Below are 9,768 nucleotides of genomic sequence, written 5' to 3'. Positions count from 1 at the left end.
CCGCGCCGCCGCCCAGACCGCCTCGGAGCGGACGCGATAGCCGTCCCGCGGCGCCGGGTCTTCGTAATAATGGCCGCGCGGGGCGTCAGCCGTCTCGGCCCGCTCGGCGGTCGAGGGCCGCACATGGTCGGGGATGTAGGTGGTGTCGCCGTACTCGTCCTGCTCCCACCGGCCGGAGGCGATGATGCGCGGCGCCTCCTCATGCCAGTGTTTCTCGGGCCAATCCTTCNNCCAAGAGCGAAGCGATTGGCGAAGGCGAAAGGGTGAGGGGCTTGTCCTCTCAGTAGGCGTCAGCCGTTGCGTCACGGCTTACGCCGACTTGAGCCGGGAACCCTCATCCGGCCCTTCGGGCCACCTTCTCCCATCGGGAGAAGGACTGGAGAGGTCAGGCCCGCTTGCGCTTGGGTTCGGGTTTCGGTGCGGGGGCGCCCGTGACCAGACGGCCCTTCCAGCCGGGCGGGGGCAGGAACTTGCCGGACTGCTCCTCGCGCGTGCCGTATTTGGCCATCTCGGCAGCGCGGCGCAGAGCCTTCAGAGTGGTTTCGTGATCAAACAGCGGCTTGTTCATCGCGGTCCCCAATCTAGCAGTTCGGGGGCGTCGCCGCCACTGGCGTAAACCTGCCAGCTGTCGGCCAGCGGCTTGTAGGCGGTTTCGAGGTAGTCGAGGCTGAGCGGATAGCGCCGCCTCAGCGTCTCTTCGGGAATGTCGTGGCCGCCGCGCTCGACCCGGTGCGCCACGCGAGCGATGGAGGCCTCGACCGAGGACAGGCGCAGATAGATCAGTCCAAAGCGGTATCCGGCCGCCTTCCAGTCGCGGATGCGGCGGGCGTGGGTGCGCGTGGCCAGCGTCGTCTCCAGCACCACGTCGGCGCGGGCAGCGGTCATTTCCTCCAGCCGCTCCAGCACCAGCCGCCCTGCAGCCAGATCACGACCGGGGCCATGCGGCAGGGACCGCGCCACTTCATCGGGATTGACGAACTGAAACGCCTCGGCCCGTTCCCGCAGGAAGCCATTGATGAAGGTGGTCTTCCCGGCGCCGTTCGGCCCGGCAAGGAGGACGAGGGTAGGCATGGTTTATGTCGAAGCCGCAACCGCCGCTGCAAGTCGAGGTCGAAAGGTCTTCTCCAGCGTGAGCATGGCGCCGACCATGAACTGAATCATATCAGGCCACTGGTCAGGGTCGAAAACGTCGCCAGGCCGCTCGATCTTGATGCGGCATGCGCGCTTGGTTTCAAGCATGTCCCAGATAATCTCCGATCCGCTCTCGGCGTCGATGACGTCGCGTTGAGCAAGCAGGTGAGCGAAGATCGCCTCGTTCTCAGCCTTGTCGCCCCGGTCGATGTAGAGCTCGGCCCGGCAATAGGTCTGTGTCGTCGCGAAGTTGAAGGCCAGTCCACGCATCCCCGACGCAGCGGAGATCCAGCTTGCCTTACCTGGCGAAATATTTCTGTAGAGGTCCGACGGAGATGCATTTATCTTCTCGATAACCTCTACCCAAAAGCGTCGCCGCACCGGATGACGGCGCGCCTCAGTCTCGATGCCCTCAATTTCATCCTTGGCCTTGTCCGCAAGGCTGATGATGAACTCCTCAGTATCGCGCGCGGGAATGATCTGTTCGACGTTGAGGATCAATTCATCGCCCATAGCGAACGGCGTGGCGCGGAAACACTGGATACGGACGCGGTAGTTGCTGAGCCACAAGACGGTCGATGTGACCTCTTTGCGGAAGTTGGCGGCCACCAGAATGATCCGCTGGCTGACGCCCTTGTTGAGGCTCAATTCCGCATAGTCGGTGTCGTCAAAAAATGCGGACAGGGCTTCCTCGGCGGATCGCCCGTCTCCGCATTTCGACAAGTGCTCCTGAAAAACACGTCGGATGTCGTCCTTGGAGAAGGTCGAGCAGTAGGAAGCGTATTTCAACGCCTGCCAGGTAACGTCGCGGCCGGTGTCGTCCAGCTTGTTCTCGATGACAACCAGTGCCCCTTGCTTGTCTAGAGCGAGCAGATCAAGCCGCTCGTTGGTGTCCGAAAAGCCCGCGAATTCCTTCGCAATGATCAGAAGCTCCTCTCCCAGCGCCATCGGCTGGTGAGCGATCCATTCCTGAAGATGCGCACGCTCACGAAAGCCCAGATCGCGAAAGGACATCTGCTTCAGGGCGTGGATGGTGTTGGTGGCGCGGTCGATGCGATACATCAAACAAGCCTAACCGCGAATTCCTGACGCCACCAACATAAAGAACGACGGTGTCTACACCTTCACCTCAATCTCCCCGCCCCCCGCTCTGAACTTGGCGCTCATCTCGGCCATGCCCGCCTCGGCGTCCGTCAGGCTGGCGCCCGCGTCGTTCTGGGCCTTGGCGGCGTCGCGGATGTCCTGGCTGATCTTCATGCTGCAGAACTTGGGGCCGCACATGGAGCAGAAGTGGGCGGTCTTGTGCGCCTCCTTCGGCAGGGTCTCGTCGTGGAATTTGCGGGCGGTCTCGGGGTCCAGGGAGAGGTTGAACTGGTCCTCCCAGCGGAACTCGAAGCGGGCGCGGCTCAGGGCGTCGTCGTGGGCGCGGGCGCCGGGGTGGCCCTTGGCCAGGTCGGCGGCGTGGGCGGCGATCTTGTAGGTGATGACGCCGTCCTTGACGTCCTGACGGTCGGGCAGGCCCAGATGCTCCTTGGGCGTGACGTAGCAGAGCATGGCCGTGCCGAACCAGCCGATCATGGCCGCGCCGATGGCCGACGTGATGTGGTCGTAGCCGGGGGCGATGTCGGTGGTCAGCGGGCCCAAGGTATAGAAGGGCGCCTCGTGGCAGTGCTTGAGCTGCTCATCCATATTGGCCTTGATCTTGTGCATCGGCACGTGGCCGGGGCCTTCGATCATGACCTGGCAGCCCTTGGCCCAGGCGATCTTGGTCAGTTCGCCCAGGGTGCGCAGTTCGGCGAACTGGGCCTCGTCGTTGGCGTCGGCGATGGAGCCGGGGCGCAGGCCGTCGCCCAGCGAAAAGCTGACATCATAGGCGCGCATGATGTCGCAGATGTCCTCGAAATGCTCGTAGAGGAAGCTCTCCTTGTGGTGGGACAGGCACCACTTGGCCATGATGGAGCCGCCGCGCGAGACGATGCCCGTCACGCGTTTCGCCGTCAGCGGCACGAAGGGCAGGCGCACGCCCGCGTGGATGGTGAAGTAGTCGACGCCCTGTTCCGCCTGTTCGATCAGGGTGTCGCGGAAGACTTCCCACGTCAGATCCTCGGCGACGCCGTTCACCTTCTCCAGCGCCTGATAGATGGGCACGGTGCCGATGGGGACGGAACTGTTGCGGATGATCCAGTCGCGGATGTTGTGGATGTTGCGGCCCGTCGACAGGTCCATGACGTTGTCGGCGCCCCAGCGGGTGGCCCAGACCAGCTTGTCCACTTCATCATCGACGCTGGAGAGGACGGCCGAATTGCCGATGTTGGCGTTGATCTTCACCAGGAAGTTGCGGCCGATGATCATCGGCTCGACTTCGGGGTGGTTGATGTTGTGCGGGATGATGGCGCGGCCGCGGGCGATCTCCTGACGGACGAACTCGGGAGTCACGAAGTCGGGGACCGAGGCGCCGAAGTCTTCGCCGTCGCGGACGCAGGGCGCGGTCTGTTCGCGGCGCAGGTTCTCGCGGATGGCGACGTATTCCATCTCCGGCGTGATGATCCCGGCCCTGGCGTATTCGTACTGGGTGACGGGGCGGCCCTCGACGCCCTTGAACACGCGGTGGTTGGAGACGTCGAAGCGGGGGGCCAGGTGCTTGCCGCTGGCGTGGCCGTTGTCCTCGGGCTTGACCTCGCGCGGGTTCGCGACGGGGGCGATGTCGCCGCGGTCCAGCTGCCAGCTGGATTTGACGCGCGGCAGGCCCTTCTTGATGTCGATGGTCACGGACGGGTCGGTGTAGGGGCCCGACGAGTCATACATCGTCACCGGCGGCTCATTGGCGCTGGGGTGGACGGCGACTTCGCGGAAGGGGACGCGGATGTCGGGGAAGAGCTCGCCCGCCACATAGACCTTCTGGCTGCCTGCGCGAGGGCCGGTGGGGATTGTGCCGTGCTCGGACGCGACTTCCTTGCGGGCGTCGGCGAGGGCCAGATCGACCTGCGGCTCGTGCGGCTGTTCGTTGGAAACGTGGATATTCATTGTGGCGGCCTCCTGCGAGAAGAGGTCCGCCGGCGCGGTAGGAGCGCCCCTGGTCGGTTTCCCGGCGTGGAGGCGGTGAACTCGTCCCTTCGCCGGCATGACCCGGATCAGGTTCGACGGGTCAGAGGAGAAACCTCAATCTCAGCCGCTCGATTGCGACCCCCCGGAGAACGGCGCGACCCTAGCCGCTTTCCTCTGCGGGTCAAGCGGGGCGGCATGGTAGGGGTCATCCATGTTGACCGCTCGCCCCTATCGCGCCGAGGATCGTGAGGCCTGCCTGGCCCTGTTCGACGGCAATACGCCGCGCTTCTTCCATGAGAGCGAGCGCGAGGGGTTCGTCGCCTGGCTGGGCGATCAGGCGCTGCACCTGCCCTATCTGGTGATCGAGCGCGACGGACATGTCGTCGCCTGCGGCGGCCATGCGGTTGAGCCGGACGGGACGAGCGTTGCGCTGTGCTGGGGCATGGTGGGGAACGGGCTGCACGGCCAGGGCCTGGGCCGGGCGCTGACCGAGGCGCGGCTGGCGGCGGCGCGGGCGACTCCGGGCGTCCGGCGCGTGGTGCTGGACACCAGCCAGCACACCCAAGGATTCTACGCCCGCTTCGGCTTCAAGACGATGAAGGTCACGCCCGACGGTTATGCGCCCGGCATTGATCGCTGGGACATGGTGCTGAAGCTGGATTGAAAGAGAGAGGGGGCGGCCCGGCTTCTCAGTCGGGGGGGCGTTAAGGCCGGGCCGCCGCAGACTTCGTCGGGGTTGGGGGGGCGTCCGACGTGTCCGATTGCTCAATCCCCGGCCGCGATGTTGGTTCCGCGGATTTTCGCGTGTTAACGCTCTTTATCGAACAATAATCGTTTTTCCCGCCCGCCCCGTCAGATGGCGCGTCGGCGACGCTCCAGTTGCAGCACAGCGCCGCCGGCCAGCAGGGCGCCCAGCAGGATCATCGCCCATTCGGTCAGGGTCGGAACGGGCGCAGGAGCGACGCCGCCGACCGTCAGCGTCGCCGTCGCGCTGTTGTTGGCCATATCAGGATCCGGCGCGCTGGGAGTGACCTCCGCTACTCCCGTCAAGACGGTTCCAGGCACGGTGTTGAGCGGCACAATCGCACTCGTAGTCATGGTAAAAGCGCCCCCATCCCCAAGGGTGACATTACGAACACGCACGCTTGTCAGGTTCGAAGCATCAAGCGTTCCGGCGTTGGTGCTGACTGAAATCGCCGTTAGTCCGGCAGGCAATCTTATCCCCGCGTCTACCTGACTGACTGCTCCCGGGCCGTGATTGGTGACTTGGGCTGTAAAAGTGATCCTGTCGCCAGGCTTTGGCGACTGAGGGCTGGCCGAGAGAACAACCGACAGATCCGCGCCCTGCGCCGCCGCAGTCGCGACCAGAGAGAGCAGGAGCCCGAGAGCAAGACCAGCAAGAGATTTCATATTGCACCGCTTTAAAAAACCTAGCCGGTCGAACAATGTAATCAATGATAAGTCAATGTTGATCGTTGGTTTTCAAGGTGCTGCCCGGCGCAGGCGGGCTTTACCTTGCACGCCTTGGGACTGCATGAGAGCCGCCTGAAGCGGACGCGCCGCCGGGAGATCGAGATGAGCAGAATTCTGGGCGTTCTGGGCGGCATGGGGCCGGCCGCGACAACAGCCTTTCTGGCGCGGGTGCAGGCTCTGACGCCGGCGGCGGGCGATGAGGACCACATCCGCGTCATCGCCGACATCAATCCTCAGGTGCCCAACCGGCACACCCAGCCCGAGGCGGCGGGCCGGACGCTGGGCGAGATGGCGCGGGCGCTGAAGACGGCGGGCGCGCAGGTGCTGGCCATGCCGTGCAATACGGCGCACGCCCATGCGGACGCCATCCGCGCGGCGGGCCTGCCCTTCATCGACATGATCGCCGAGACCGCGAAGGCGGCGGGCGCGACCGGGGCGCGGCGGGTCGGGGTGCTGGCCACGCCGGGCGCGGCCTTGCTGTACGCCGAGGCTCTGGCGGCCGAAGGGCTGGAGATGGTCGCCCCCTCCCCCGCCGAGCGCGAGCGGTTCATGCAGGTGGTGTTCGGGGTCAAGGCGGGCGACGTCGGCGCCGAACAGCGCGCGGCCATGCGCGACCTGGCCAAGGCGCTGATCGCGGCGGGCGCCGAGGCGGTGATCGGCGGCTGCACCGAGGTTCCGCTGTTGCTGGATCAGGGCGACGTGGACGCGCCGCTGATCGACTCGGCCGAGGTGCTGGCGCGGGCCTGCGTGGAGGCGTGCCGCTGACCGGCCGCTAGGCGAGGCGCGCAGCTTGGCCTAAGCGGAAGGCGACGCCTTTCAGCAGGAGCCTTCATCATGGATCGCCGCGCCTTCATCGCCGCTTCGTCCGCCGCCGTCGCCGCCTCGACCTTGGCGGGGCCGGCCCTGGCGCGGAACGACCGGCTGCAGATCGGCATCATCGGCACGGGGCTGAGGGCGCAGAGCCTGATGTCCATCCTGCTGAAGCGGGCCGATGTGGAAATCGTCGCCCTGTGCGACATCGAGCCGCTGATGATCGCGCGGGCCAAGGGGATGATCGCCGCCGCCGGGAAGCCTACGCCGCGCGCCTATGAAGGGGCGCCGGATCAGGGCTATCGCGACCTGCTGGCGCATCCGGGGCTGGATGCGGTCATCATCGCCACCCCGTGGGAATGGCACGCCCCCATGGCCATCGCGGCGATGGAAGCGAAGATCCCGGTCGGCTGCGAGGTGGTGGCGGGCGTCAGCCTTCAGGACCACTGGGACGTGCTGGAGGCGCACGAGCGGACCGGCACGCCCTATATGGTGCTGGAGAACGTCTGTTATCGGCGCGACGTGCTGGCAGTGCTGAACATGGTGCGCGCCGGACTGTTCGGCGAACTGGTCCACCTGCAGGGCGGCTATCAGCACGACCTGCGCGCGGTGAAGTTCAACAGCGGCGATCCGCAGAAGCCCTATGGCGGCGGGGTCGAGTTCGGGCCCAAGGGCTGGTCCGAGGCGCGCTGGCGCACCTGGCATTCGGTCAACCGCAACGGGGAGCTGTACCCGTCGCACGGCATCGGGCCGATCGCCAACTGGATCGACCTGAACCGGGGCAACCGGATGACGACGCTGACGGCCTACGCCTCCAAGGCGCGGGGGCTGCACGCCTATGTGGTCGACAACGGCGGGGCCGACCATCCGAACGCCCAGGTCCAGTTCAAGCTGGGCGATGTGGTGACGACCTCGATCGGCTGCGCCAACGGCGAGACCCTGCTGCTGCAGCACGACACCAATCTGCCGCGTCCCTATTCGCTGGGCTTCCGGGTGCAGGGGGTGAAGGGGCTGTGGATGGACCTGAACCAGTCGGTCCACATCGAGGGCCGCAGTCCCGCGCATCAGTGGGAGGCGCAGGCGGCCTGGTTCGAGCAATACGACCACCCGCTGTGGAAGACCCATGCCGAGACGGCGGCCGGGTCGGGGCACGGCGGCATGGACTTCTTCGTCATCCACGCCTTCGTCGAGGCGCTGAAGGCCAGGGCGGCAATGCCGCTGGACATCTATGACGCCGTGAGCTGGAGCGCGATCACCCCCCTGTCGGAGCAGTCGATCGCGCAGGGCAATCGCACGGTGGAGTTCCCCGACTTCACGCGCGGGGCGTGGCGCGAACGCAAGCCGATCTTCGGCTTCGACGGAACGTATTGAGAGGCGTCTACTCCGCCTTCTTGCCCATCAGGGGCGACAGCAGGCTGTTGACCTCGTCCATCTGGCCGTGGCCCTGGGCGGCGCGGTGCTCCAGTTCGTCGGCGCGGGCCTGAAGCTCGCGGGCGCGATCGCAGCGGGGGTCGCCTTCCGGCACGGCGGCCAGGGCGGGGCGGCGGGCCTCCAGTTCGGCGATCAGCTCGTCGAAACGGGCCTGGTTCATGTTCTCGCCCTGCTCGAACAGGGCGATGGCTTCCTCCAGGGCGGCTTCAAAGGCGTCTTGATCGGGCATGGGCCTCATCCTCTTATGCTTACGCTTATCAATGGGCGGGGCCGGGCGCCGGTTCCGCCTTGGCCGCCGATCACGCAGGGTTTACGAGACCGCCATGCGCACCCTTTTCGCCTCCGCCGCCCTGATGGTCCTGCTGGCCGCCTGCACCGTGTCGACGGAAGCGGCGCCGGAGCGAGCCGAGGTCGCGGGCGCCGTCTGCGACGTGCCGGACGATGTGCGCCCCGCCCGCCCCTATCGCATTCCGCAGGACGAGGTGGCCGCCGACGTGCCGGTCGCCTTCAACATGCTGGCGGTCAGCTGGTCGCCCCAGGCGTGCCGCAGCGGCAAGGACTATCCCGACGAACGCTATCAGTGCGCGGCCAATCAGTTCGGCCTGACCCTGCACGGGCTGTGGCCCAACGGCGCCGCTGACAAGCACCCGCGCTATTGCGCCGCCCCCGGCCCGGCCATTCCGGTCGAGACGGTGCGCGAACATTTCTGCATGATCCCCTCGCCCAGCCTGCAACAGCATGAATGGGCGGCGCACGGCACCTGCGGCTGGGACAGCCCCGAGGCCTATTTCGCCCAGGCGGCGAGGATGTGGGACGGGCTGAACAAGCCGGACCTGGAGGCCATTCCCGCCCAACGCCTGACCGCCGGGGCGATCCGCGACGCCTTCGTCGCCGCCAATCCGGGCTTCCCGCGCGAGGGGGTGTTCATCGCCACCACCGACGGCTGGTTCCGCGAGGCGCGGCTCTGCTACTCCAAGGACTATCGGCCGATGCGCTGTCCGCGCGGCCTGGGCGCGCCGGACCGCGCGCGTCTGAAGCTGGCTCCCAAGGGGGTTCCGGACGGCGTGCAAACGACCGGTTAACCAGAACAGGGTCAGGCTGCGGGGCTGCTGTTTCGTCCGAGGCCGTCATGTCGACCATGCTGACCCAGTCCCGCCGTCGTTCCAGCGACCATTTCCAGCCCGAGGACATGGAGCCGCAGGAGCAACGCCGCCTGCGCGGCCTGCTGGAGCAGATCGACTACGCCGCCTATGTCGCCAACCGCGAACTGATCGGCCACGCCCTCGCCCAGGTGGACGTCGGCGCCTTTCAGAAGCTGGCCGTGCTGACGGCCCAGGCGCGGGCGCGTTGGGGCGCCGAGGCCGTGCGCCTGGCTGAATCCGGCGCTCCGGCCACGCCCGACCAGGTGGCCCGCCTGACCGCCGCCCGCACCGCCTATGACGAGCTGAGCGAGGCCTATGACGCCCTGCGCCGCATGGTGGAGCGGGGCTATCTGCCGCTGAAATAGACGCCGGGCGTCAGTCCAGCCGCCTTAGTCCAGCTTCTGCGGCCGGGTGACGATCGGGGCGTTGGGGTCGGTCTGGGCCGGGCGCGCCTGGGTCGGCGGCGGCCCGTCGGCCTGGGCCGGGGCGTCAGGCTGGGACGCGGCGGGGGGCGAAACCACGACAACAGGCGGGGGCGGCGGGCGGACGCCCAACGGCTCTTCCAGTTCGGCGTTGGCCGCGCGGGCATTATGCAGCGGCGTATGCGCGGTCCCGGGCTAGAGGTGGGCCTGCTGGACGCACTCGGCCAGGTTGCCGTAACGTTCGCACTCGCGCTTTGCGTACGCGAGCAGGGCGCGCGCGCGGCGCAGATCGGCATTTTCCTGGCGCGCCAGCA

12 protein-coding genes and 1 riboswitch are annotated in these 9,768 nt (G+C 66.9%); of the genes, 5 read left to right on the top strand and 7 right to left on the bottom strand.

What is annotated here, in order from left to right; translation table 11 throughout:
* Positions 1-385 precede the first annotated feature (385 nt).
* From B2Y21_RS05585 to thiC, 4 genes are read right to left on the bottom strand one after another with little or no spacing between them, the layout of a single operon-like run.
* A complete protein-coding gene (locus B2Y21_RS05585) occupies positions 386-568 on the bottom strand; it encodes a hypothetical protein (protein WP_292057789.1) in 183 nt (60 codons plus the stop codon).
* Positions 565-1,071 carry a zeta toxin family protein gene (locus B2Y21_RS05580; RefSeq protein WP_292057787.1) on the bottom strand — a complete coding sequence of 169 codons (507 nt, stop codon included), beginning with the start codon at positions 1,069-1,071 and terminating at the stop codon, positions 565-567. Before B2Y21_RS05580 ends, B2Y21_RS05585 begins: the two co-directional genes overlap by 4 nt.
* A 3-nt stretch (positions 1,072-1,074) precedes the next feature.
* Positions 1,075-2,193: a DUF4268 domain-containing protein gene (locus tag B2Y21_RS05575; RefSeq protein WP_292057786.1), complete on the bottom strand. Its 1,119-nt coding sequence runs from the start codon at positions 2,191-2,193 to the stop codon at positions 1,075-1,077.
* Positions 2,194-2,247: 54 nt separating this feature from the next.
* Positions 2,248-4,155 carry a phosphomethylpyrimidine synthase ThiC gene (gene thiC, locus B2Y21_RS05570; protein WP_292057784.1) on the bottom strand — a complete coding sequence of 636 codons (1,908 nt, stop codon included), beginning with the start codon at positions 4,153-4,155 and terminating at the stop codon, positions 2,248-2,250.
* A 66-nt stretch (positions 4,156-4,221) separates the two neighbouring features.
* Positions 4,222-4,331, bottom strand: a riboswitch (TPP riboswitch).
* Between the two features lie 56 nt (positions 4,332-4,387).
* Here thiC and B2Y21_RS05565 point away from each other — a divergent pair.
* Positions 4,388-4,840, top strand: a complete 453-nt coding sequence (locus B2Y21_RS05565; RefSeq protein ID WP_292057780.1) for a GNAT family N-acetyltransferase — start codon at positions 4,388-4,390, stop codon at positions 4,838-4,840.
* A 188-nt stretch (positions 4,841-5,028) separates the two neighbouring features.
* Here B2Y21_RS05565 and B2Y21_RS05560 read toward each other — a convergent pair whose 3' ends face one another.
* A complete protein-coding gene (locus tag B2Y21_RS05560) occupies positions 5,029-5,586 on the bottom strand; it encodes a DUF11 domain-containing protein (RefSeq protein WP_292057777.1) in 558 nt (185 codons plus the stop codon).
* Positions 5,587-5,751: 165 nt separating this feature from the next.
* Between B2Y21_RS05560 and B2Y21_RS05555 the strand changes: the two genes are divergently transcribed.
* Both B2Y21_RS05555 and B2Y21_RS05550 read left to right on the top strand, forming a co-directional pair.
* On the top strand, positions 5,752-6,414 hold the full coding sequence (locus tag B2Y21_RS05555; protein ID WP_292057776.1) for an aspartate/glutamate racemase family protein: 663 nt from the start codon (positions 5,752-5,754) through the stop codon (positions 6,412-6,414).
* Positions 6,415-6,483: 69 nt separating this feature from the next.
* A complete protein-coding gene (locus B2Y21_RS05550) occupies positions 6,484-7,830 on the top strand; it encodes a Gfo/Idh/MocA family protein (protein WP_292057774.1) in 1,347 nt (448 codons plus the stop codon).
* A 7-nt stretch (positions 7,831-7,837) separates the two neighbouring features.
* Here the strand turns inward: B2Y21_RS05550 and B2Y21_RS05545 are convergent, their stop codons facing one another.
* Entirely contained in the window at positions 7,838-8,119 is a 282-nt protein-coding gene (locus B2Y21_RS05545; RefSeq protein ID WP_292057773.1) for a hypothetical protein, read from the bottom strand.
* A 94-nt stretch (positions 8,120-8,213) separates the two neighbouring features.
* Here B2Y21_RS05545 and B2Y21_RS05540 point away from each other — a divergent pair, with 94 nt between their 5' ends.
* Positions 8,214-8,972: a ribonuclease T2 family protein gene (locus B2Y21_RS05540; RefSeq protein ID WP_292057771.1), complete on the top strand. Its 759-nt coding sequence runs from the start codon at positions 8,214-8,216 to the stop codon at positions 8,970-8,972.
* 47 nt (positions 8,973-9,019) lie between these two features.
* On the top strand, positions 9,020-9,397 hold the full coding sequence (locus B2Y21_RS05535; protein WP_292057769.1) for a hypothetical protein: 378 nt from the start codon (positions 9,020-9,022) through the stop codon (positions 9,395-9,397).
* Between the two features lie 24 nt (positions 9,398-9,421).
* On the opposite strand, the gene B2Y21_RS05530 is transcribed toward B2Y21_RS05535, so the two are convergent.
* Positions 9,422-9,553, bottom strand: a complete 132-nt coding sequence (locus B2Y21_RS05530; protein WP_292057767.1) for a hypothetical protein — start codon at positions 9,551-9,553, stop codon at positions 9,422-9,424.
* Positions 9,554-9,768 lie beyond the last annotated feature (215 nt).

The organism is Brevundimonas sp. UBA5936 (assembly GCA_002430835.1).
GTDB lineage: Bacteria > Pseudomonadota > Alphaproteobacteria > Caulobacterales > Caulobacteraceae > Brevundimonas.
The sequence above is the reverse complement of the archived record's forward strand: the minus strand, read 5'-3'. Positions and strand labels throughout refer to the sequence as shown.

Coding starts and splice junctions, on each gene's coding strand:
- B2Y21_RS05575 (WP_292057786.1), bottom strand. CDS start 2,193: ATGTATCGCATCGACCGCGCCACCAACACCATCCACGCCCTGAAGCAG.
- thiC (WP_292057784.1), bottom strand. CDS start 4,155: ATGAATATCCACGTTTCCAACGAACAGCCGCACGAGCCGCAGGTCGAT.
- B2Y21_RS05560 (WP_292057777.1), bottom strand. CDS start 5,586: ATGAAATCTCTTGCTGGTCTTGCTCTCGGGCTCCTGCTCTCTCTGGTC.
- B2Y21_RS05535 (WP_292057769.1), top strand. CDS start 9,020: ATGTCGACCATGCTGACCCAGTCCCGCCGTCGTTCCAGCGACCATTTC.
- B2Y21_RS05540 (WP_292057771.1), top strand. CDS start 8,214: ATGCGCACCCTTTTCGCCTCCGCCGCCCTGATGGTCCTGCTGGCCGCC.
- B2Y21_RS05545 (WP_292057773.1), bottom strand. CDS start 8,119: ATGCCCGATCAAGACGCCTTTGAAGCCGCCCTGGAGGAAGCCATCGCC.
- B2Y21_RS05565 (WP_292057780.1), top strand. CDS start 4,388: ATGTTGACCGCTCGCCCCTATCGCGCCGAGGATCGTGAGGCCTGCCTG.
- B2Y21_RS05580 (WP_292057787.1), bottom strand. CDS start 1,071: ATGCCTACCCTCGTCCTCCTTGCCGGGCCGAACGGCGCCGGGAAGACC.
- B2Y21_RS05585 (WP_292057789.1), bottom strand. CDS start 568: ATGAACAAGCCGCTGTTTGATCACGAAACCACTCTGAAGGCTCTGCGC.
- B2Y21_RS05555 (WP_292057776.1), top strand. CDS start 5,752: ATGAGCAGAATTCTGGGCGTTCTGGGCGGCATGGGGCCGGCCGCGACA.
- B2Y21_RS05550 (WP_292057774.1), top strand. CDS start 6,484: ATGGATCGCCGCGCCTTCATCGCCGCTTCGTCCGCCGCCGTCGCCGCC.